This window comes from Salinisphaera sp. G21_0 (assembly GCF_017744115.1).
Taxonomy (GTDB): domain Bacteria; phylum Pseudomonadota; class Gammaproteobacteria; order Pseudomonadales; family Endozoicomonadaceae; genus Endozoicomonas.
On record NZ_JAGHQW010000025.1, the window covers coordinates 14,041 to 36,614 of the forward strand.

Annotated in this window: 23 protein-coding genes; 11 read left to right on the plus strand and 12 right to left on the minus strand. The window is 47.1% G+C overall.

Translation table 11 applies throughout. The features are described from left to right. Positions 1 to 549 precede the first annotated feature (549 nt). The gene (locus tag J7439_RS13015; RefSeq protein WP_209202224.1) at positions 550 to 1,515 is read right to left on the minus strand and encodes a hypothetical protein; all 966 of its coding nucleotides are present in this window, start codon (positions 1,513 to 1,515) and stop codon (positions 550 to 552) included. A 337-nt stretch (positions 1,516 to 1,852) separates the two neighbouring features. On the opposite strand from J7439_RS13015, the gene J7439_RS13020 reads away from it, so the two are divergent. From J7439_RS13020 to J7439_RS26525, 3 genes are all read left to right on the plus strand, one after another. Beyond that, the gene (locus J7439_RS13020) at positions 1,853 to 2,038 is read left to right on the plus strand and encodes a hypothetical protein (protein ID WP_209202225.1); all 186 of its coding nucleotides are present in this window, start codon (positions 1,853 to 1,855) and stop codon (positions 2,036 to 2,038) included. Between the two features lie 53 nt (positions 2,039 to 2,091). Beyond that, positions 2,092 to 2,250, plus strand: coding sequence for a hypothetical protein (locus J7439_RS13025; RefSeq protein WP_209202226.1), 159 nt, complete (start codon positions 2,092 to 2,094; stop codon positions 2,248 to 2,250). Positions 2,251 to 2,476: 226 nt separating this feature from the next. Beyond that, entirely contained in the window at positions 2,477 to 2,611 is a 135-nt protein-coding gene (locus J7439_RS26525) for a hypothetical protein (protein ID WP_286196812.1), read from the plus strand. Positions 2,612 to 2,667: 56 nt separating this feature from the next. Here the strand turns inward: J7439_RS26525 and J7439_RS13030 are convergent, their stop codons facing one another. After that, positions 2,668 to 3,480 (minus strand): hypothetical protein, encoded by an 813-nt coding sequence (locus tag J7439_RS13030; protein WP_209202227.1) that lies wholly within the window; start codon positions 3,478 to 3,480, stop codon positions 2,668 to 2,670. A 585-nt stretch (positions 3,481 to 4,065) separates the two neighbouring features. Further along, on the minus strand, positions 4,066 to 4,941 hold the full coding sequence (locus J7439_RS13035; protein ID WP_209202228.1) for a hypothetical protein: 876 nt from the start codon (positions 4,939 to 4,941) through the stop codon (positions 4,066 to 4,068). 337 nt (positions 4,942 to 5,278) lie between these two features. Here J7439_RS13035 and J7439_RS13040 point away from each other — a divergent pair, with 337 nt between their 5' ends. The 3 genes from J7439_RS13040 to J7439_RS13050 are packed head-to-tail and all read left to right on the plus strand — an operon-like array spanning position 5,279 to position 6,210. After that, positions 5,279 to 5,503, plus strand: a complete 225-nt coding sequence (locus tag J7439_RS13040) for a hypothetical protein (RefSeq protein ID WP_209202229.1) — start codon at positions 5,279 to 5,281, stop codon at positions 5,501 to 5,503. Between the two features lie 35 nt (positions 5,504 to 5,538). Next, positions 5,539 to 5,805, plus strand: coding sequence for a hypothetical protein (locus tag J7439_RS13045; RefSeq protein WP_209202230.1), 267 nt, complete (start codon positions 5,539 to 5,541; stop codon positions 5,803 to 5,805). 33 nt (positions 5,806 to 5,838) lie between these two features. Further along, positions 5,839 to 6,210, plus strand: coding sequence for a hypothetical protein (locus J7439_RS13050; RefSeq protein WP_209202231.1), 372 nt, complete (start codon positions 5,839 to 5,841; stop codon positions 6,208 to 6,210). 240 nt (positions 6,211 to 6,450) lie between these two features. On the opposite strand, the gene J7439_RS13055 is transcribed toward J7439_RS13050, so the two are convergent. After that, positions 6,451 to 7,584, minus strand: a complete 1,134-nt coding sequence (locus J7439_RS13055; RefSeq protein WP_209202232.1) for a glycerate kinase — start codon at positions 7,582 to 7,584, stop codon at positions 6,451 to 6,453. A gap of 257 nt (positions 7,585 to 7,841) precedes the next feature. On the opposite strand from J7439_RS13055, the gene J7439_RS13065 reads away from it, so the two are divergent. Further along, positions 7,842 to 8,591, plus strand: a complete 750-nt coding sequence (locus tag J7439_RS13065; RefSeq protein WP_209202234.1) for an SDR family NAD(P)-dependent oxidoreductase — start codon at positions 7,842 to 7,844, stop codon at positions 8,589 to 8,591. Between the two features lie 24 nt (positions 8,592 to 8,615). Beyond that, positions 8,616 to 10,097 (plus strand): cryptochrome/photolyase family protein, encoded by a 1,482-nt coding sequence (locus J7439_RS13070; RefSeq protein WP_209202235.1) that lies wholly within the window; start codon positions 8,616 to 8,618, stop codon positions 10,095 to 10,097. 57 nt (positions 10,098 to 10,154) lie between these two features. On the opposite strand, the gene J7439_RS13075 is transcribed toward J7439_RS13070, so the two are convergent. From J7439_RS13075 to J7439_RS13085, 3 genes are all read right to left on the minus strand, one after another. After that, complete coding sequence (locus J7439_RS13075; RefSeq protein WP_209202236.1) at positions 10,155 to 10,718, minus strand: C2H2-type zinc finger protein; 564 nt, start codon at positions 10,716 to 10,718, stop codon at positions 10,155 to 10,157. Between the two features lie 358 nt (positions 10,719 to 11,076). Further along, positions 11,077 to 11,919, minus strand: a complete 843-nt coding sequence (locus J7439_RS13080; protein ID WP_209202237.1) for a hypothetical protein — start codon at positions 11,917 to 11,919, stop codon at positions 11,077 to 11,079. A gap of 137 nt (positions 11,920 to 12,056) precedes the next feature. Beyond that, positions 12,057 to 12,914: a hypothetical protein gene (locus tag J7439_RS13085; protein ID WP_209202238.1), complete on the minus strand. Its 858-nt coding sequence runs from the start codon at positions 12,912 to 12,914 to the stop codon at positions 12,057 to 12,059. 172 nt (positions 12,915 to 13,086) lie between these two features. Between J7439_RS13085 and J7439_RS13090 the strand changes: the two genes are divergently transcribed. Together J7439_RS13090 and J7439_RS13095 are read left to right on the plus strand one after the other, a co-directional pair. Then, positions 13,087 to 13,494: a hypothetical protein gene (locus tag J7439_RS13090; RefSeq protein WP_209202239.1), complete on the plus strand. Its 408-nt coding sequence runs from the start codon at positions 13,087 to 13,089 to the stop codon at positions 13,492 to 13,494. Further along, on the plus strand, positions 13,491 to 14,522 hold the full coding sequence (locus tag J7439_RS13095; RefSeq protein WP_209202240.1) for an ankyrin repeat domain-containing protein: 1,032 nt from the start codon (positions 13,491 to 13,493) through the stop codon (positions 14,520 to 14,522). Before J7439_RS13090 ends, J7439_RS13095 begins: the two co-directional genes overlap by 4 nt. A 152-nt stretch (positions 14,523 to 14,674) precedes the next feature. Here the strand turns inward: J7439_RS13095 and J7439_RS13100 are convergent, their stop codons facing one another. The 3 genes from J7439_RS13100 to J7439_RS13110 form a co-directional block, all read right to left on the minus strand. Further along, on the minus strand, positions 14,675 to 17,083 hold the full coding sequence (locus J7439_RS13100) for a M26 family metallopeptidase (RefSeq protein ID WP_209202241.1): 2,409 nt from the start codon (positions 17,081 to 17,083) through the stop codon (positions 14,675 to 14,677). Between the two features lie 407 nt (positions 17,084 to 17,490). After that, a complete protein-coding gene (locus J7439_RS13105; RefSeq protein WP_209202242.1) occupies positions 17,491 to 18,804 on the minus strand; it encodes an RNA ligase (ATP) in 1,314 nt (437 codons plus the stop codon). 91 nt (positions 18,805 to 18,895) lie between these two features. Continuing rightward, complete coding sequence (locus tag J7439_RS13110; RefSeq protein ID WP_209202243.1) at positions 18,896 to 20,026, minus strand: DUF3080 family protein; 1,131 nt, start codon at positions 20,024 to 20,026, stop codon at positions 18,896 to 18,898. Between the two features lie 90 nt (positions 20,027 to 20,116). Between J7439_RS13110 and pdxB the strand changes: the two genes are divergently transcribed. Beyond that, positions 20,117 to 21,277: a 4-phosphoerythronate dehydrogenase PdxB gene (gene pdxB / locus J7439_RS13115; protein WP_209202244.1), complete on the plus strand. Its 1,161-nt coding sequence runs from the start codon at positions 20,117 to 20,119 to the stop codon at positions 21,275 to 21,277. A 32-nt stretch (positions 21,278 to 21,309) separates the two neighbouring features. On the opposite strand, the gene J7439_RS13120 is transcribed toward pdxB, so the two are convergent. Together J7439_RS13120 and J7439_RS13125 are read right to left on the minus strand one after the other, a co-directional pair. After that, positions 21,310 to 21,675, minus strand: coding sequence for a YacL family protein (locus tag J7439_RS13120; RefSeq protein ID WP_209202245.1), 366 nt, complete (start codon positions 21,673 to 21,675; stop codon positions 21,310 to 21,312). A 133-nt stretch (positions 21,676 to 21,808) separates the two neighbouring features. Beyond that, positions 21,809 to 22,498 (minus strand): hypothetical protein, encoded by a 690-nt coding sequence (locus J7439_RS13125; RefSeq protein WP_209202247.1) that lies wholly within the window; start codon positions 22,496 to 22,498, stop codon positions 21,809 to 21,811. Between the last annotated feature and the right edge of the window lie 76 nt (positions 22,499 to 22,574).

The window sequence follows — 22,574 nt, forward strand, 5'->3', positions numbered from 1 at the left end:
TCTATCCTCATCGGGTATTGAGGTGTTATTGATTGGGGCCGTTTGTTCCACTTTCTGACCGAACACTAAAGCATTTTTTTGTGTATAGCGATTGGAAAGTGACTTACCGCCGGACATGACAGCATCATATGCAGTGAGAAAATTCGAATAACAGCCTTGTAAGTTAAAATCTGGATCAGTCATTAATTCATAAATTCATTAAGTTATTGAATCACAGCTTAAGACTCCTGCTTCGTTACACAAGTTCCTTCCTGACACAACCCATTCACTATTTACATCAAAAAAAGCATAAGGATTTGATATGGCTATTAACCATGATGATGTGAAACTCTTCGAAAGCCAGCGCCTCACGGATGAGGAAGACGGAGGTGGTCGGGTGACTGGGCGGCTAATAAAACCATGACCTTGACGCTACCAGATAACCGGCAGTTCTCTATAATTTTGATCGCTCTAAATGGTGCTCCCGTAGAGGCAAATCAGGTTTTACCGTTTGCTTATCCGGAGGACAGTGACCAATACCTTATTACTCTTGGATTGCTGACTGTTCACTCAGGTTGAGACAGGCTCAATCGAGACGGTAAATACTCCGTCAGCTTGAAGACTGAAAGTGGAAGGGGGAGAGCCATCAGAATTTTTACTGGAACTCTGGTTTGTTTCAACTGAATTAGAAGTCAGTGTTAATTCACCGGAGTTTCCAGCGGAATGGATTGACTGGAGATACTGCTTTTTTGCGATTTTCGCTTGCTTTGCAGCTTCTTCCTTGTTGGCGGTTTGTCTTTTGATTCTGTTGTAAGTATTCATATAGATTCTTTGCCCCTCTGCGAAGACGGGATCTTTGCAACGCTCCCTTTGGCGCTCCCTTTGGCGCTCCCTTTGGCGCTCTGCGAAAGCGGGATCTGTCTGGTAGCGCTCCCTTTGGTGCTCCCTTTGATACTCCCTTTGGTACTCCCTTTGGTACTTCCTTTCGCGCTCTGCGAAAGCGGGATCTTTGCGACGCTCCCTTAGGTACTCCCTTTGGTACTCCCTTTGGTACTTCCTTTCGCGCTCTGCGAAAGCGGGATCTTTGCGACGCTCCCTTAGGTACTCCCTTTTGCGCTTCCTTTGACGCTCTGCGAAAGCGGGATCTTTGCGACGCTCCCTTAGGTACTCCCTTTTGCGCTCTGCGAAAGCGGGATCCTTGCGACGCTCCCTTTGGTGCTCCCTTTGGCGCTTCCTTCGGCGCTCCAACCGAGAGGCTTTGTTGTCAGTTATTTTTTCTGGTGGGTTTGAAACAAACTTATTACTCAAGTTATCAGCCTGAATTATCGGGCTGGGCTGCTCCATCACGTTAGAAAACAACTGATGGCTGTTATTAACAGAGTGAGAACCGTCTTCACCAGCGATACTCGAAACTCGCACAATTTCTATTTCTAATCCAGTGCCACGATCGGCTTTCTGAAATGTTTCTGATCTTACTGATAATTCAAAGGGCTCATCCGGGCAGATCTCTTTAGAACCAGGAATAGTGATTGACATTTGTATAAGTCTTGCATCACCGAACCGGTTATGGAATCTATCCTCATCGGGTATTGAGGTGTTATTGATTGGGGCCGTTTGTTCCACTTTCTGACCGAATGCTATAGCATTTTTTTTTGTACAGCCATTGGAAAGTGACTTACCGCCAGACATGGCAGCGTCATATGCAGTTAGAGCATTCGAATAAGAGCCCTGTAAGTTAAAATCTGGATCAGTCATTAATTCATAAATTCATTAAGTCATTGAATCACAGCTTAAGACTCCCGCTTCGTTACACAAGTTCCTTCCTGACACAACCCATTCACTATTTACATCAAAAAAAGCATAAGGATTTGATATGACTATTAACCATGATGATGTGAAACTCTTCGAAATTTCACGAATTGACCGGACCATTGGTGATGAGGCCTTGCGGAAGGCCTTTATCGGGATCAGCCATATGCCAGACAGGGAGCTGGGGAGAATAATGCCTACAGCCTCACTCAAGTACCGCTTGCCTGAATATCAAACACTTGTGCATTAGAAACTTGAGAGTTAAGTAATAATCAAAAAGCCAAAGCACTCCAAGAGAACCCGGTGAGTAAATCAGCCCTAACCACCCGAATTGCACAACCGGCACCACAGAAAATTATCCGGCTTGAATATCCCGGCGGCGCGGTCAATGCCGACATTAATTCAACGGACGAAACAAAACTGCTGGATGCCCTGAGAAACGCAGGCATGAGGACGGTCTGATGCAACTGGACACCATTACCGGATGGTCTTCTGTGGACAAATGAGTTTGAGTGGAACCCGGTTGAGCAGAATATTGAAAGAAGTCTAACCGGGGCTCTGTTAGTTCAGGAAGGGCCAGTCACTAATGGAAGGCCCATCGTTTTAACGGGTGGAAATGAGGCTGGTTGGGTTTCCCGGCTGACTGTAAAAAAAACTGTTTGCTCCCTCCAAAGCAGCTAATAAAACCATGAGCCTGACTCTCCCGGATGGTCGACAGTTCTCCGTTATCTTTGATCGCTCTAACGGCGCTCCCGTAGAGGCAAAGCAGGTTTTACCGTTTGCTTATCCAGAGGACAGTGATCAATACCTTCTTATCTCTTAGATTGCTGACTGTTCACTCAGGTTGAGACAGGCTCAATCGAGACGGTAAATATTCCTTCAGCTTGAAGACTGAAAAGTGGCAGGTGGAGTGCCATCTGAATGGATTGAATGGAGATACTGCTCTTTTGCGATTTTCGCTTGCTTTGAAGCTTCTTCCTTGTTGGCGGTTTGTCTTTTAATTCTCCTGTAAGTATTCATATAGATTCTGTGCCCCTCTGCGAAGACGGGATCTTTGTGACGCTCCCTTTGGCGCTCCCTATCGAGCTTCCTTTCGCGCTCTGCGAAAGCGGGATCTTTGCGAAGCTCCCTTTTGTACTCCGTTTGGTACTGCTTTTGGCGCTCTGCGAAAGCGGGATCTTTGCGACGCTTCTTTTGGTACTCCCTTTGGTACTGCCTCTGGCGCTCTGCGAAAGCGGGATCTTTGCGACGCTCTCTTTGGTACTCCCTTTGGTACTGCCTTTGGCGCTCTGCGAAAGCGGGGTCTTTGCGACACTTCCTTCGGTACTCCCTTTTGCGCTCCCTTTGGCGCTCTGCGAAAGCGGGATCTTTGTGACGCTCCCTTTGGTACTCCCTTTTGCGCTCCAACCGAGAGGCTTTGTTGTCAGTTATTTTTTCTGGTGGGTTTGAAACAGACTTATTACCCAAATTATCAGCGTGATTTATCGGGCTGATTTGCTCCACCACGTTAGAATACTGATGGCTGTTATTAACAGAGTGAGAACCGTCTTCACCAGCCATACTCCAAACTCGCACAATTTCTATTTCTGATTCAGTGCCACGATCGGCTTTCTGAAATGTTTCTGGTCTTACGGATAATTCAAAGGACTCGTCCAGGCAGATCTCTTTAGAATCAAGAATAGTGATTAACATTTGTTTAATTCTTGAACCATCGAGTCGGTTATGGAGTCTATCCTCATCGGGTATTGAAGTGTTATTGATTGGGGCCGTTTGTTCCACTTTCTGACCGAATGCTATAGCATTTTTTTGTGTATAGCGATTGGAAAGTGACTTACCGCCGGACATGACAGCATCATATGCAGTGAGAAAATTCGAATAACAGCCTTGTAAGTTAAAATCTGGATCAGTCATTAATTCATAAATTCATTAAGTTATTGAATCACAGCTTAAGACTCCTGCTTCGTTACACAAGTTCCTTCCTGACACAACCCATTCACTATTTACATCAAAAAAAGCATAAGGATTTGATATGGCTATTAACCATGATGATGTGAAACTCTTCGAAAGCCAGCGCCTCACGGATGAGGAAGACGGAGGTGGTCGGGTGACTGGGCGGCTAATAAAACCATGACCTTGACGCTACCAGATAACCGGCAGTTCTCTATAATTTTGATCGCTCTAAATGGTGCTCCCGTAGAGGCAAATCAGGTTTTACCGTTTGCTTATCCGGAGGACAGTGACCAATACCTTATTACTCTTGGATTGCTGACTGTTCACTCAGGTTGAGACAGGCTCAATCGAGACGGTAAATACTCCGTCAGCTTGAAGACTGAAAGTGGAAGGGGGAGAGCCATCAGAATTTTTACTGGAACTCTGGTTTGTTTCAACTGAATTAGAAGTCAGTGTTAATTCACCGGAGTTTCCAGCTGAATGGATTGACTGGAGATACTGCTCTCTTGCGATCTTAGCTTGCTTTGAAGCTTCTCCCTTGTTGGCGGTTTGTTTTTTGATTCTGTTGTAAGTATTCATATAGATTCTGTGTCCCTCTGCGAAGACGGGATCTTTGCGACGATCCCTTTGGTACTCCCTTTGGTACTCTGCGAAAGCAGGATCTTTGCGACGCTTCCTTTGGTACTCCCTATGGCGCTCTGCGAAAGCGGGATCTTTGCGAAGCTCCCTTTGGCGCTCTGCGAAAGCGGGATCTTTGCGACGCTCCCTTTGGTACTCCCTTTGGTACTCCCTATAGCGCTCTGCGAAAGCGGGATCTTTGTAACGCTTCCTTTTGTACTCCCTGTGGTACTGCCTTTCGCGTTCTGCGAAAGCGGGATCTTTGCGACGCTCCCTTTGGTACTTCCTTCGGCGCTCCAATCGTGAGGCTTTGTTGTCAGTTATTTTTTTAGATGGGTTTGAAACAGACTTACTACCCAGGTTATCAGCTTGAATTATCGGACTGATTTGCTCCATCACGTTAGGATACTGATGGCTGTTATCAACAGAGTGAGAGCCGTCTTCACCAGCCATACTCCAAACTCGCACAATTTTTATTTCTGATGCAGTGCCACTATCAGCTTTCTGAAATGTTTCTGGTCTTACGGATAATTCAGAGGACTCATCCAGGCAGATTTCTTTAGAATCAAGAATAGCGATTGACATTTGTTTAATTCTTGAATCATCGAATCGGTTATGGAGTCTATCCTCATCGGGTATTGGGGTGTTATTGATTGGGGGCGTTTGTTCCACTTTCTGACCGAATGCTGTAGCGTTTTTTTGTGTACAGCCCTTGGAAAATGACTTACCGCAGGGCATAGCAGCGTCATATACAGTTAGAACATTCGAATAAGAGCTCTGTAAGTTAAAATCTGGATCAGTCATTAATTCATAAATTCATCAAGTTATTGAATCACAGCTTAAGACTCCCACTTCGTTACACAAGTTCCTTCCTGACACAACCCATTCACTATTTACATCAAAAAAAGCATAAGGATTTGATATGGCTATTAATCATGATGATGTGAAACTCTTCGAAAGGCAGCGACTCACGGATGAAGAAGACGATGGCGGCCGGGTCACTGGCAGCGAGGTCATTGATGGCAACGTCAATAATCTCTTTCAGGATATTTCACGAATTGACCGGACCATTGGTGATGTGGCCTTGCGGAAGGCCTTTATCGGGATCAGCACCGATAACAATGACATCTATCTCGGCAGTCTTTGATCCTGACCGAGCCTCCCAAGGATAAGAATGTCTCGGTGTTACTGTTCAATACCGACAGTCAGACAGATGAGTGCCTCGATGCCAGAGACAGGATAGAAAGTTATGTGGTTCCTGGTATCAAGGCATCGTGGGAACTGGTCGGCGATCAGCTGGAAGGTCAGCGTTCCATTGTGGGCTATCAGCGGGAGGAATGGGCGGTTCCTGAAATTGGCGAGGTCTATAAGCTGATTACATCGGATGAAAAAATCAGCCAGTTTATCCGTATTACTGCTTTCAGGTCAGGGTACGGAAACAAACGATGATTTTACGCTACAGATCCGGGGGGATGCAGACTGATGCCTGTTACTTTTTACTCTTCAGAAGATCCGGGAGCGCCACAATTTGTTTATTCAGGGTCGAGCGGCAGCTATAAAATAGGAATTATTGAAATCCTGGATGCGATTCTTGTTAATGGCTATAGCGGCAAGACAGGTCTTGGCTGGACAAAAGTAATGACCAGTGCCGTTGCAGGGAGTGATCGCACCGTTTACAGAAACCAGTCAGCTTATGAATCGGATTGTCATTTGTTAGCCGAGAGCAGTCCAACTAATGGTGGCTGTTTTAAAATGCAGATTGCTGATGTTGTATCAACTCCTGAAGATTACTCCGGCTATAGTCAGGTGATTAATACTTATAAGTGGCTACAAATGGATGGCTGTTGGCGATAAGCGGAGTTTTATTTTCATTGCATTCCCTTCCTCTCTATACACAACCTTTAGCAGCAGTTTCCACCTTGTTGTGCCTTTGCCGTGAAAGAAAAATTGCCACGGAGACACAGGGGCACGGAGACACAGGGGCACGGAGACAAGACAAAGTTTTACCTCTGTGTCTCCGTGCCTCCGTGGCAAATCTTTCATACCAGAGGGTGACGAACAATCGTCATGAGTATTTGTGGTTAAGACAAAATATTACCGCAGGAGTATTAAGGCACTGGCCAGGTTTCTGGCTGCCCGGATCAGGTTCTCCTCACCTTTGGCCAGGGCCTCGGAAAGTGGGACTGCACCGTGAACAATCGGGAACAACGCATCAATGCCACAGTCATAGACCGCGTCAACATCGGAACCCACAGAGCCAGCCAGAGCAATCACCGGAAGATTGAACTGTTTGGCAATCCGGGCAACCCCCACGGGTGTTTTTCCCTGTGCGGTTTGTCCATCAATCCGGCCCTCTCCGGTAATCACCAGATCAGCACCGATCAGTTTCTCTGCCAGGCCGACGGCGTCCATGACGATGTCTATACCCGGTTTCAGTTCAGCGTCCAGAAACGCCAGCAGGGCAGCACCCATGCCTCCGGCAGCGCCTGCTCCGGGCTGTTGCCCAACATCTTTACCAAGGTCCCGTTGCAGAACGCTGGCATAGTGTTTCAATGCCTGGTCCAGTTGTTCGACCATCTCAGGAGTAGCCCCTTTCTGGGGACCAAACACTGCTGAGGCACCATTGGCTCCGGTAAGCGGATTGTCCACATCGCAGGCCGCAATAAACTCGATGGTCTGGAGTCGTCTATCCATCGGGCCGGTGTCAATGCGACACAGACGTGACAGCGCTGCACCACCCCGGGGCAGATCCCGGCCATCAGCATCCAGAAGTTTTACCCCCAGTGCCTGCATCATACCTGCGCCACCGTCGTTAGTGGCACTGCCGCCAATACCGACGATGATGCGTTTAATGCCCTGGTCCAGAGCGCTGAGAATCAACTCTCCACTCCCCCGGGTGGAACTGACCATCGGGTTGCGTTGATCCCCGGGTACCAGCTCAATACCTGAAGCCCCGGCCATTTCAATGACAGCGGTTTCACCATCACCCAGCAGGCCGAAGCAGGCCTGAACGGTCTCTCCCATTGGGCCGGTTACCGCAACATCCATCAGTGTGCCACCGGTGGCGTCCACCAGTGACTGCAGCGTACCTTCGCCACCGTCGGCAACCGGAACCTTGATACACTCTGCATCCGGCAGAACCTGCTGCAAACCGGTTTCAATGGCCTGTGCTACTTTGGCTGCGGTAAGACACTCCTTAAAGGAATCGGGTGCAATAACAATTTTCATGGTCTGTTCCCTCAGTATTGAAGAGTGCCGTAAATCAGTGTGGCGGCCCCGGAAAAGCAGCAAAAATAGTGCCTGCCTGGTCCATGACATTGACATTATACAAGGGGAGAATCATAGTCCGTTGGACGATCTGTTGAGTTACAGGCTCCGTAGAGAAGTTTCTATAGAAATAATCGGTTAAACGCAACGCCATTCAGCCTGTCTGCCTGAGGCTGTCTTCTAAATAAGGTTTTCTACCCAGATATATGGAGTGCTCCATGACAGAATTGAAACTGGACTCATTTGCCGAGGGCTTGCATGTTGCCGTCATCGGAGCCTCCGGTGCCATCGGCAAAGCCATGGTCCATTGGCTGGAGCAGGTACCAACAGTCACCAGAATTTATGCCTTATCACGCAGTGAGCCTGAGTTTGACCAGGTGAATAAAACCGTTTTTCACCCCATGGATCTTCTGGATGAAAACAGTATTGCCAGGGGGGCGGAGCAAATTTCGGAGCCGTTGGACCTGGTGTTAGTCACTACCGGTATCCTCCATGAGGGGGAAGGCCTGAAGCCGGAAAAATCCATCAAGGATTTCCAGCCCGATCACTTTGCCAGAATCTTCGCCGTCAATACCACCGGACCCGCCATGGTGGCCAAATATTTTCTTCCCAGGATGGCCAGAAACCGTAAGAATGTGTTCGCGGTGTTATCCGGCAGAGTGGGCAGCATTTCTGATAATCAATTAGGCGGCTGGTATGCCTACCGGGCATCAAAGGCAGCGCTGAATATGATTATCAAAAGTCTTGCTATCGAAATTGCCAGAAAAAACAAAGCATCGATTATTGCTGCATTGCATCCGGGCACGGTGGATAGTCATTTGTCCATGCCGTTTCAGTCCGGTGTGCCTGAGGGCAAACTCTTTTCGGCGGACTACTCAGCAGAAAGGCTCCTGCATGTGATTGATCAGTTGACACCAGCGGACAGTGGTCACATGTTTGCCTGGGATGGCGAAAAGCTGCCTTTTTGATGGTGCAAAATCTAAGGAGATAAGATGGTTATTATTCACTGGTTTCGTCAGGATCTCAGGTTGTCTGATAACCCCTCTCTGTTTGAGGCGGCTGGCAATGGCCAGGTGCTTCCGGTGTTTATTCTGGACGATCACTCTGCCGGTCAATGGGCTCCCGGCAGGGCCAGCCGCTGGTGGCTGCACCACTCACTGGCAGCATTAAACGACGCCCTGAATGGCCGACTGCTGGTGCTTCAGGGCGACGCAGCAAAAGTGCTCCCGGAAGTGGCGGCGGAATATAAGGTGGATGCCGTTTATTGGAACCGCTGCTATGAACCCTGGCGGATACAGCGGGATCAGCACATCAAGAAAGCTCTGCGAAATGACGGGCTGGAAGTCAAAAGCTTCAATGGTTCCCTGCTCTGGGAACCGTGGACAGTGCTGAAAAAGGATCGTACGCCCTACCGGGTATTTACGCCTTACTATCGCAAAGGGTGCCTGGTAGCTGAACCGCCCAGGGAGCCATTGCCGGTACCGAAAAAAATCCGGTGTGTTGCTACCACCTCGAAAAGTGACATCAATGACCTTGACCTATTGCCAGCCGGAGGTTTTGTTCCCGCCCAGAATCCTGAGTCTGCCGGTGAGGCAAAACAGGTGCGCTGGGACCATAATCTCTACGCCTACTGGTGTGAGCAGGGCAGGGGGGTCGGTGAGGCAGCAGCAAAAAACAAACTTCAGGATTTTCTGGGCGAGGGGCTGAATGGGTATAAAGTAGGGCGTGATTTCCCAGCCAGGCGCAGCATTTCACAACTGTCTGCCCATCTTCATTTTGGCGAGGTATCCCCCAATCAGGTCTGGTACGCGTCGGCGGCTGCAGCAACCGACAGTAATGTGGAGACGGACCTTGACTGTTTTCACTCAGAACTGGGCTGGCGTGAGTTTTCTTACTATCTGCTGTATCACTTCCCAACACTGCCGGAGCAAAATTTTCAGGCAAAGTTTGACGGCTTTCCCTGGCAGGATGATCCCGAAAAACTCAGGCGATGGCAGAAGGGACTGACCGGCATCCCCATTGTAGATGCCGGGATGCGCGAACTCCGGCAAACCGGGTTTATGCACAACCGGGTGAGAATGATTGTCGGCTCATTTCTGGTCAAAAATCTGCTGCAGCCATGGCAGCATGGGGAAGCCTGGTTCTGGGACTGCCTGGTGGACGCTGATCTGTCCAGTAATTCGGCAAGCTGGCAATGGGTGGCGGGTTCAGGTGCGGATGCGGCACCCTATTTCCGGGTTTTTAATCCGGTTACCCAGGGGCAAAAGTTTGACCCTGATGGCGAGTATATACGTCGATATGTACCTGAACTTTCCGGGTTACCGAATAAGTATCTGTTTGCGCCCTGGGAAGCCGGTGACAATGTTCTTTACCAGGCTGGTGTTATCCTGGGGGGAAATTACCCATCGCCTGTCGTTGATTTGAAAAAGTCCCGGGCTAAAGCGTTAGAGGCGTGGCAGGCCATTCGCACTTAATCAGTTTGTCTTGAATAGAAGCATATTTATGTGAATAGATTCTAATTCAAATGGCTTCTAACTCGTATGAACGCGTTTGTGTCTTTCCAGATTTGCCTTTCTGACAAATCCTTTTTTGCAAATCTCGCATTTATGCGGTCTCTCCCCAGTATGAGTGAGTTTGTGTCTTTTCAGATGATCATGGGTGGTAAATGTTTTACCGCAACCATCGAATAAACATCGATGAGTCTTGCGCTTTTCGGATGGTAGGGCTGCTTTACTGGACTGAAGGAACTGCTGTTCACTAGTTTGTGAGTTTTGACCGTAAAACCCAGTCGGGTGATAAAATTCGACACGTTGACATGCCTGACCTGACCCTGAAGGTTGTTGACCCTGTCCGCCAGCAACCTGTTTTTCAAGTGTGGTTAATTTGCACATTCTTTCACTGAGGTCTTGAGCGACAGACCTTTCCTCCCCCTGCTTCCGTTTTATGCCCAAGTCAAGAGGCTGGGCTTGAACTCTTACCTCTCTGTTAGAGGACGTTGTGCCCGATACTGGTTGCTCGGAACTGGCCTTGGTCAATAAATATGAGGCTATAGCCTCAATTTTTGCACCTGAAGCATTTAAATGTGCTGAATTCATGTGTTTATCATTTGTATAATAACCCTCCCGGGAGGCTGACCAATTTACTGTCGAGTAGGGTAGTCTATTATCGGTCAGCAACCCGGCTTTGACATATTTGTAGGTTTATGTTTCCCGTTCACAATCGTTCATTTGATTATATTCAGATACCTGTTTATATATGTTAAAGATGATTGCCCTATAATTTATTACACGTCTTAAGGCGTGTATTTAGCTGGATTAGATGATCAAAGGGGCATTTGATGAGATGTCTTCACTTGGGACATCGTACTGACAGGGAAGTTTAATGAGGTGGGTGACTTTTCTATTGCTCATGGTTTGAATTTTGCCGCCAGATTACTGGCGGCCATCTTTATAGTTACAGATTATCAACGGTGTTAAATAAGGTTCTTAATTGTGCGTCAAGTTCGTTAAAGTGACCAATGTCCGCCTTTGGCGTTTTTCCACCGGGTTCTGGTACATATTTGAGATTGCAAATGTCCCTGAAGTAAGGGGCATCAAATTCAAAACGACTTTCCAGTTGATGACCGCAGAGTTGCCATTTGTCCTTGTCAGCAGATTTGGTAGCAATCAGCTGATTAATTGTATGTTGTATAAGCTTAATGGGTTTAACTGAGTCATGAAGCTTATATTTTTCAGGACGAGTAGTATGGATCAACGATTCAAGCGGTTGCTGAAATTCTTTTAGAATTTTGATAAACTCAGCATTATTTGGTTGAGAATCTGGCGGAATATAAAAGAATTTATCACTAAAACCTAAATCCAGAGTGTTGTTAACTGCCTTTAAAATGATAATAGCCTTGTCAATGTTTTTCCTTTTGATTTTTGCAGGATCAACCTTAAGATTGCTGGAAATAATATTTTTGGCAATAAAGATATAGTAGGCCTTTTGTTTTAACTCTTCTAAAAGATTCAAGTAAAGGTTCAGGCAGTTTGTAAATGAGGTGTGCAAATTTTCAAGCACATCATCTTCTAGCTTTTCAGTTGAAACCGTACCAGTTGAAACCGTGCGTGAGTCCAGGGTTTTGTTGGGAGCTTGACTCTGTTCGGAGTTGTCTGATCTACAGGACAGGTAATTAAAGGCAGACGAAATCGCATTTACGACCCTGCCGAAGCAATAGCCGATCAGTTTAAACGGAGCTTTAATCGCCTCAATCAATATATTTCCGGCGGAAGCTGCAATTTCAGAAATACTTTTCATAGCTTGTTTTCCCTAAGTTATTTTCCATTGTCGAAGACTGAAATTTCAATAAATTTCCAGCAATGCATCGATAGAGATGCAATAGTTAAAACCTTTGGACATCGTTCTGATAAGAAAGTTCCATGAAAGTTGATTCATCAGAGATTATCAATTGTGTCAAATAATTCGCTTAATCGCGCTTCGAAATAGATAAATTGACCGCTGTCCGCCTCTGGAGCTCTCTCATCGGGTTCTGGTACATATTTGAGAGCGCAAAGTTCCCTGATGTAAGGCTCATCGAAGGCAAATTGCTCCTTCAGTCTTTCACCACAGCGTTGCCATTTATCCTTGTCGGCACAGTTTGTTTCAGTAAGCTGATCAATTTCCTGTTGCAATAACCGAACAGGATAATGAGAGTTAAAGTGTGAATATTTGTCTGGTCTATTAGCAGGGAGTAACGATTCAAGCTGCTGCTGAAATGTGGTTAGAATATTGATAAACTCAGCATTGTTTGATGGAGAATCTGGCGGAATAACAAAGAATTTATCGCTAAAACCTAAATCCAGAGTTTTGTTTACTTTCTTTAATAAGGTAATAGCCCTGTCAATGCTGTTCCTGGTGAGTTTTTCAGGATCAATATCAAGACGGCTGGAGATGACGTATCTGGCAGTATGGATCTGGTAGACCTTTTTATCCAATTCTTCCATAAGACTCAAGTAAAGCTCCAGGCAGTATGTAAATGCGGTCTTCAAATTACCATACACTCCTTCTTCCAGCTTTTCAGTTGAAATTTTGCCAGTTAAATCAGTATTAGTTGCAACCGTTCGTGAGCTGAGGGTTTTGCTGGCAGCTTGACTTTGTTCAGCATTGTCCGATCTACCGGACAGGTAATTAATGACCGACGAAGTGACCTGTACGAGCTTGCCGAAGCAACGGCCGATTAGTCTAAACGGAGCTTTAATTGCTTCGATAAACCTGTTATCGACGGCAGCAGCAATGTCAGAAATACTATTCACAGGTTGTTTTCCCCTGGCTATTTTTCATATGGTTAGATACTTAAGTGGGTATCTGATGCAATAACTATCTATATAGCTTCATATTTTGAATCAGGGAACTTTTGGATAACTTTTCGACACATAATATAAGATAAATGAATAACTAAAATAATTAACAAGTAAGGATAAACTGATGCCTCCATGCTTAAAAGTACACTTAACCGTAAACATAACGCTTCCTGCAACCTCTGGCTTGTACTATGAAATGAATCAAACCGATTTCACGGGTTATTTCCCGGGACTCGACAAAACCTGCGCTGGCCGCATTGATAATAAACTGCCAGTTATGGGTAAGCCTCCCTCTTGCGATTATTCAGGGGGTGTTAAACTTGCTGATCGAACGACGGCTGAATACAGTAACATGACCTCCCTGCTCACAAATGTGATGCTGCAGACAAGTCGAGGAAAAGAAACGCTCAGTAATAAAGTGTTGCTGGAAAGGATATTGCTTGCAGAAGATCCCTGCTCAGAAATTCAACTCAAAACAAGTCCTGGTTTCTGGAAGAAGCACAGGCAGAATGGATTGGTAAAAAAGCAGTGAGTGATTTCTTCAAAAATTCAACCCATGATTTTTCGCCTGTTGGCTCAGTTTGTGATTCACTGTCACAAGCCGAACAGCTGCTGGCTACGTTTGTCCGAACGAAATCTGGTAAAAGGCTGTACAGAAAAGCCGTTGCGAATAATCTGGTGGACCTTGAAAGTCTTTTGAGAAAGGCGGGTGTTGATATCAATCATCAAAGCCTTAAAAGTGGTAACACTCCAATAATGGCTGCAGCCCGGGAAAATCATTGGGAAATGGTTAGTTTATTGCTCAGTAAAAAAGTCCGCGTGGATACACACAACAAATCTGATTATCATTTATTGGAAATGATTTTTTGTGCCAGGATTAACAAAAAGATTACCGATAAGCAACAACATGATCTTACTTTAAAAGTCCTTAAGTCTCAGCCTGATGCCAGGATTAAGGTTGCTCAAGGCAAGGAGGAAAAGCTACTTGCCCTTTATGCCTTTCAATATGCAATCTCGGAAAAAAATTTCCCATTATGCAATGCTTTGCTGGAACAAAACGCTTCTCTGGTCACCGCATTACAACAAGAACCGATAAGATCCAAGATTATCATGGATGTAGTGACGGACTATTATGATCGGCCATTAACAACGACGTATCTGGTGAATTTGAAAAATAGTAAAGGGCAGCCACTGTTAAATCTCAACTGTAAGACATTTTATGGTGAAACGCTCCTGATGCTGGCATTAAAAAATGGCAAAAACAATACCGTGAGATCCCTTCTTAATACCCCGGGGGGAGTGCAAAATATTAATGAAACCGTCTTTTTTCGATCGAGAAAACCTAATCTGTGGTCAGCATATACTTATGCTCATTACTACAGTGACTACTATCAAAACCGCCATCTCCTCAAAGAGCTAATACAGCATGGTGCAATTCGGAGACCTGCCAATAGTTTGAAAGAAAGGCCATCAGATGAGAACCATAGTCATTCCTACCGTTTCGGTGGCCTTGTTGTCCTTGGTGGTGATGACGGTGGATGTGGCGATGGCGGTTGTTAGTTTTTTTGATTCCCTTTTTATTCGATAAAACTGTAATGATACTCATGTCATTTGGAACTGGTGATTTAGACAGTGAGTCATAAATAACTCAGGTGCCAGATCTTTTGCGGAGAGAGACCTGACGCCTGATTTGTGCTTTGATGAAATATAGCTTACAGACTGGTATCCTCTGCGCCCACTAAATCAGACGACTCCAAGCCTGCATCAGGGTTTGCGGTGGAAAAACGCTGACTTATGGCATCTTTGATCCGGGTAAGCGGGTAGATGGCCAACGCTTTACCCTTTAACCCTTGCCGGTAGCCCTGGTGCCACTGGTACAGGGCATAAAGGGTCACACCACCGGCAATCATTCCCCCGGCCACAATGCCGCCGGTCAGGGCCGCCGGAAAATCAACGGGAACTTCCTCGCTGTTATTATGAAGGGCAGAAGCCGTGCTGTTGATGGTCCCGTTACCGGGCGCAGCAGATAATGACGACCCATTTTGCCGGGAGGGTATTACGGTTGACGACATGTGTTTAATGGTGGCTGGTATCCGGTCACTGGTGGCTACAGTAGCGATGTCGGCTAATTCGGAGGGCTCAGAGTCGGCTCTGTCGGTTGCGGGGCAACTGGTATTATCGCAGGCAAGATTTACCGTGGTGCTGATACCATCAGCAAAACTGGTTAACTCAGTATTGCAGGCATATGTGTCGGAAAAGTTGCGAGAGTGATCACCAGCTGCTATTCCGGCGTGATACCCTTTGATTTCACCGCCACAGGCTTTGGTATCGCTAACTCTGCCAAAGTTATCATTGCGACCGGCAGCAACGCCGACCGCCGCACTTCCTGTATAACTGTTCGTGTCTTTTTTCCAGGCGAGTAGTCCACAGTCAACGGCGGTTGTTCGGTGGACTGTGGTGTTAGCATCGTTAAACGCCACAGCAATTGCAACGGAGCTGTTGTTCGTTTCAGCATCGATTATCGTCTCTCTGGCAGTTGTGTTATGAATGTTACAACCGTCGGCAACAGCCGCAGCAACAGCCGCATGGCCTCCCGAACCGCCTCCAAAGCTGCTGTGGGACAACTCCAGAGCAGAGTCTTCGTCCAGGGTATGTTTGATGGTGCTCTTGTGACAATCTGCGGTAACGATACCAACATGGACTGGTGAGATAGAATTAGCCCTTGCCTGCAGGTTGTTGTCGCAGGTGGTAGTATTCAGCACTGTGCATTGACGGGCATCAGCAACCACCATTGCCAGGCGTCCCTCAACCATGGACTGATAATTTATCTTGTTTTGACGGTGGGCCCGCGTACCCTCAATACGGGTATGCTCAGCCCTGCCAGCAACGCCACCGATATTGGCCCCGAAAATCTCCGAAGAGCTGTCAATTTTGTTATGAATCAATGTTGAGTTCTTGACGACCACGTCATGATGTTCGTTACCAACCGTTTTCCCTGCGATCAGTCCGATGTTGATATTGGTCTCGGCTTCGGGCAAACATCTGTTACGCAAGCCACTGCTACAGCCTGAGAGGGATACGTTGCAGTCTTTCACCTGGTTACTGTCTATGGTTGCTCTATCCAGCGCTTGCCCGGCCAGCATGCCGGCGTCAATCCCACTGCCCTGGATAGTAATGTTGACGTTGTTGATCTGGTTGTCCCTCAGTATGGCGCTGTCGTTCATCTTGCCCGCCAGCATCCCCAGCTGTCTGTGTTGTTTTACCCAGGGTTGTTCAGCTGTGACCTTGATCGTTGAATTTTCTACGACGATGTTTTCCTGCCTTGAGAACTCTGACATGGTACAGGCAACCAGTGCTGCACTGCCTGTGTCGTTAGCCCCGGGCAGCCCTGCACGGTCAATATGGCCATTAGTAATTGCGAGATTGCGGACTGTTCCATTACCTTCCAGGCTGTTAAACAGGCAGCCCTTGAGGTTGCTGATGGCATTGCCGTTACCGTTGTACTCACCGGTGAAGTGCGGGATAGGCGAGTGGTTGCCAGCATCAATATCAGTGGTCTGTGTGTAGTTACCACTGGCTGGATAACAGGAGTCCTTTCCGACTTTGGCCAGGACTGCGGCTCCATCAACAGGAATCGGTTCGCCCCTGCAGCCCGGTGTGGCGGTTGAGGCTGCCATGGTGGGTGTTGAACTTGTGTCAGGACTGCTGGCCCGCGTTGTTGGTTGGTTACTGCCAGTGGCGTTGACTGTGGCCGAACCATGAGTGCTGGCAGGATTGCTGCCCTCTGGAGAAGCACCGCCACAACCCGGCAGGCTGGCCAGCGCCATACAGGCCATGACGAATTGATTAATGGTATTCAGATAGCTATTGGACGGTATGGTTTTCTGGACCAGGCGCAAGGCCAGCTCTCTGGGTTGAATATTCAGTTGTATCCATGGGGTATCCGGCTGATCAGGCCCTTGATGGGGATCAAAGCCCGGATGGATGGATTTAGCTATCGACTTACTGACATTCCAGTAGCGTGACCAGCCAGAACCCTGCTCCGGCTCGGGGTTGCTATCAGTGCCAGCCGGATCAGACGTTGGCGTCATGGTTATACAGGAAGTAAGTATAGGGGGCATTGCAGGTATTCCCTGTTGACAAGATTCGGATTACAAATGTAGATAAAAATGAGAATGATTGATTTTTATTTTTGCAGTTCCGGGATTGTTGATAGTTCTTGCTGCCGATCCCCCGGAACTGCTAAAGAGCTGAAACGGGAAATCAGTGAAACAATTTCGTTCTTTGGCGGCAGGAGGCATGAAAGCTGTTGAAGAACTAGTTCACGGTTTCAATGCAATTGATGGATTTATTTATTAACCTCCAAACTCCGTTCGTCTTGAGCGGAGTCGAAAGGCGTAAACTCCATGCACTGAATACTGTGCCAATCACCGTGCATCCTGAGCGGAGCCGAAGGACGCTCAGGATGAACGGGGATAATAGACATCAAACTCATTGAAATGATGTATTAATGTACTATTAAGACGGTTTATTGTTTTAACAGATATTTGTTGGAAACCACTTTAAAAGAGATTCTTTCCTCCGGGTCGTTGCCGTCGAATACATAGACCAGACCTTCTCGTTTTTTCTGATTGTTTATCTTTGATTTTCCGTCAGCATCCACCAATACCTCATCAACAGTTGCAGCCAGCTCCTTGCTATTGGAAACAACAGGGCAGGTGGGTAAACCTATTTCCTGGCATATTTTTTCCATTTCATCCTTTTTTATATATGACTGTTTGTCAATATCATAGATATTAAACACAAAAAGCTGGTGTTCCTTGAGTTCGTATGGATTAGCTTCTATTTTGGGACCAACGACTTCAGCCTGTATCGCTATATTTTTTCCCAGGCTCCTGAGTTTTGATTCAATGTCATTCTTACTTGCTACCTTACCTAGTGGGTGATCTCTATCTGTTTTCAGTTCGTAGTTCTTTGAGCAAATACCGAAATCGTTATTTCTCAAATAAAATGTTGAACTTGTTCCGTTCAGTTTCTCTGAGACATAGAAATTTTTATCTTTGAGGGAATGAAAAACAGATGGCAGGTTTTGTATTCTTTTTTCATCGGTCTTTGGAATAAAAAAGGGAAAGTAACCTTTGATAAAGTCACGGTCCGATAAGCTTCCCGGCCGTTCATATTTTTTAATATTGAGATTTGCGGTTACATCATCCCCCAGATTAACAGTTACATCATTTCCTAATGTTGAAAGCGGCAGCACCAGGCCTTGTGACAGCTGACCAAGGAATTTCATGGTTTTCAGGCGAAAACCTTTACTGCCATCAGGCAAGGCTATATGGGAGGTTTTCTTGAGAAACTCGAACTCCTCCCTGTCCGGCAAGACGCTATCAATTTCGCAAAAAATAACCGGTTGGCCCGGTTTAAATTCTGATTTCTCAACAACTACTTTCCAGCCATCGACCGTAGCAACTTCAATCTTATCGGCATTTTTAATAGGCTGTATGTCTGAAATGGTTCTAATGGTTGCTAACTGTCTTTCTTTATCAGGGATGCCCGTATTGGCCGATAGCTGGGGAGCGTCAGACTGACTTGCCGCAATCGATCGATCAATAATAGACGTTGACTCTTTTGGAATGTCTGGTGCAAAACCCGGGGGCTCCGTGTTGACCGGTGGTAATTGTGGTAAAAATTCACCTTTCTGACCAGAATCAGCTACGGTCTTACCGGAAAAAGTCGAATTGTTTGCAGAAGCACTGCTATCAATATTCGATTGCACGGAATCACTGCCGGGAACAGCAAAGTTTGCAGCACCTCTGGTGAGGCTATCGGAGGGCAAGGACACTGGATAATACTCCTGATAATTAATTGATCGGGTTTTCTGACATAAATTGACCATTTGTTTTAATAAAAGTTTCCTTTCCATGTCGTGGGGATCAATTTCCGAAAGCCTTCTGGTTAATTTGTAACGCCGGTGCTTTGCCACATTGATCCAGAAATTCTGCCCAGATGTTGGTATGGTGCTTAATGCTCTGTTCCAGCTGATACCAGGGGCTGTGAATGTTTGACGCTTGCGTGATCAGGCTGAGATAGCGTTGAATGTCATCCCGGGGTGCAGCTGGCAAGAGGGAGAGCAGACGCTTGAAGTCATTCCGGATAATGATTCCTTCCTGGTCAACCCTGGCAAGATAGGGCTGAATCTTTTCCCGATAAAACAGTCTAAAGACATTGTGTAGCCTTTCTGCTTCCGCCGGGTCAGCAGCAGGGCAAACAGGCCCTTTTTCCAGACGAAGCAGCAGTATATTGGCAGCATGGTTTAGCGTCTGACTTAACAGGGTGGCTGAGTAAATGAGTTCTCCCAGGTACCGGTTGGCGGCAACCTGTTGCAAGTGACGCTCCAGATCAGTGGAGGTATAGGGGGGCTCAAGTAATTGATCGGGCAGTAATCGGGTGAGGTAGTTAAGTGCTTCGCGGGTTCCCTGAAAATTCGCCTGATCGTCAATGGCGAGCAACCTGCCCTGACTGTGCAACTGTTTGCTGAATTCGGTATTGGCAAATACCAGATTCCACTCAATGGCTGGAAACGTTGCCTGTTTTTCGCTGAGTATCTCTTGAAGTTTGGCAATGACTTCCCGGTTTTCATCGGTTTGTCGTAAAGAGCCGATGCATTGGGGAATCAATGATAACAGGGTTTTCTCATAGAAATAGTGTTGCGAGGGGAGCATCTGTTTGCCCAGGCTGCTGTTTCTGTAGGCCACAGCCTGACTGAGGGCAGGGCATTTGAGCAAATCCAGTGCTTCCAGTGCTTTTATACGGAGATCTGGTGCCGGGTAAGCGCGTTGTCTTAACGGGGGCAGTGTGGGTATGGCGATCTCTGGTTCAGGGATATCGATACCGGTAACCCGGCTGAGTCGATGGGTGTATTCCTCAAGAAAATACTCAGGCGAGGTGTGGTCTGAGCATCCGGATAGCATCAGGGCAAAGACAAATAACAGGGTTGGAAACCGGTCTACCGTTATCTTGATCACTGGACCCTCAGGCAGGGATGCTGTTTTTGAGGCTTTCATGTTGGTATAACATAGCCAGTTTATTATTTTTAGCTTTTTTTAAGGTTCAGCGCTGGCTGTTAATGACAACAATTTTATGAAACATCGTGTATGAAAATAGTGGCTGATGAAAATATTCCCTTGCTGATGGAGTGCTTTGGGGCGATGGGGGAGGTGGTTGCTCTGCCTGGCCGGAACATTTCACCGGAGGATGTGCAGGATGCGGATGCTTTGCTGGTACGGTCGGTGACTAAAGTAAGTCGGCAACTGGTGGAAAACAGTTCACTGAAGTTCGTCGGCACTGCCACAGCAGGTTTTGATCATATCGATCGGGAGTATCTGGTCAGTCGGGGAATTGCTTTCAGTCATGCGCCGGGTTGCAATGCCACGGCAGTGGTTGAATACGTTCTGGCTGCTTTGGATATTCTGGCAGAGCGTGACGGTTTTGAACTGCATGATCGAACAGTCGGTATTATTGGCAAGGGGCAGGTGGGTGGTCGTCTGTATCAGACGATGGAGCGGCTTGGGGTAGAAGTGTGTGCCTGCGACCCATGGCTGGCATTGGCAGAAGGCAACAGTGGTCGTTATGTCAGTGTTGATAAACTGATTGCATGTTCGGATGTCATTTGTCTGCATACCCCACTGATAATGGATGGCCCTTATCCAACCCATTATCTGATCGGTGAGCAGCAGCTTAAGGCAATGAAGCCGGGAACGGTGTTAATTAACGCAGGGCGGGGGCCTGTGATTGATAATGTCGCTTTAAAGCAGTGTCTGGGCGAGCGTGAGGATCTGACAGTTGTGCTGGATGTCTGGGAGCATGAACCCGATGCCGACCCGGAGCTGATGGCTCGGGTCGATATTGCTACCCCACATATTGCCGGATACAGCCTGGATGGAAAGATTCGCGGTACGGAAATGATTTACAAGGCACTGTGCCAGCACTTTGGGCTTCCTGCCAGGGTTCGTCTGCCTGCGATTACGCCATTGCCGGTACTGAAACAGATGAAGTTCAGTGAGGGAATGACCTTTTCAACCACCTGTTCCAGGGCGATCCGTTCTGTTTACGACATTCGTCGTGATGATGCGGCGATGCGCAAAGGGCTGATAAGGGCTGAGGAGTCTCAACGCAAGCTGACGTTTGATTTGCTGCGAAAGGATTACCCGGAACGTCGGGAGTTCAGTACACTGCGAGTGGAGTTGAAAGACTGTGCACCAGAATTAGTGCATATCTTTCAGGCATTGCAGTTCAAGATTGGTGATGAACTCTGAATGGAGTTCATTCTGCCCTACTGACTTCAGCACTAAATATTCAGAAAGTCCTGCCAGCAAACCAGAAGGGTTTTAAAATCATCCAGCCCACAGTGGCTGATGGATTCATGGTCGTAATAGTCCAGGTCTTCCATCTCTTCACAGTCCATTTCGGTATCCAGCAGGGCGGCCCGAACTTCGGCGTGATCCCGGGTCAGATGAAGGCGATAGTCTGTGCCATCATCAAAATATTCCCAGCGCTGTCCTTTCTCCAGACTTTCAACCACCAGTAACAGGTGCTCCAGCTGTTGCCTGTTACTGCCCAGCTCATCGGTCAGCCAGATGCCCATTGCTTCATGGTCCATGGAGAACTGAGCTTCGGGACGACCGGAAAAGTTGTGCTGGAAATGATAGTCCATAGTTGTGTGATATCAGAGAAACCAATAAAAACGGGAAAGCTATTTTAGAAGGCTGCTCAGGTTTGCCAATAAGTAGTTCAATCAAAATTAATCAATATACTCTATATTTGTGACAAGTTTTCATAATGACTTGCTATTGCTGCCCGGGCCTGGTCGGAAGCCTCAGGTTTCGGGTGATATCCGCCCTGGCATCCTGAAGAGCAAAAACAACCATCCCCTGGTTGCTGTGATATTTCTCCCATGTATCCGCCATCTGTTTTGCTGCTTCAGTATTGCCGAGCAGTACGTGGTATGTGATTCCAGCTTCAATCAACTCGATCAGATCCCGTGGGGAAATCGCCTGCAATTTACTACCTTCCCCGAATTCCCCGTCCAGAGAGAGATGGGCTTCTACTTCGGCCAAATTTAATATCACCTCTTCTGTAAACCAGTTCACCGCATCGGGTGCCAGATGCTGCAAGGCTCTGGCAAAAGCGACCGGATACCGGTCTTCGCCATTAATGTGCTGCTGATACCATTGCGGCATCCTGTTAATGAATATTTTCTGTTTTTTGCAGGCAGTCCTAAGCTTCATGCGTACATCGCCACACACCCTGTCAAAGTCTTCGAGCACTCTTCTGCATGGCTTGGTGGGGGTAGTCTTAACTTTCCTGTCGCTTATGTTCTTTACGGAAGAATCAGAGTGATAGCCCTCATCTTCAGACACCTGACTCGTGTAACGAACGAATTCAGTCGGCTTTGGAGACTCCCGCTCTTTATCAACACTATTATCACCTTGGTGCACTAATGGTTTTGGGCCAATGCCCGGGGCCGAATTGGCCATATCAACACTCCCTGTATTTTTTCACAGCAAGCTTGCACAACACCGTATCAATCAGGTTTTGATCGACCTGAATTCC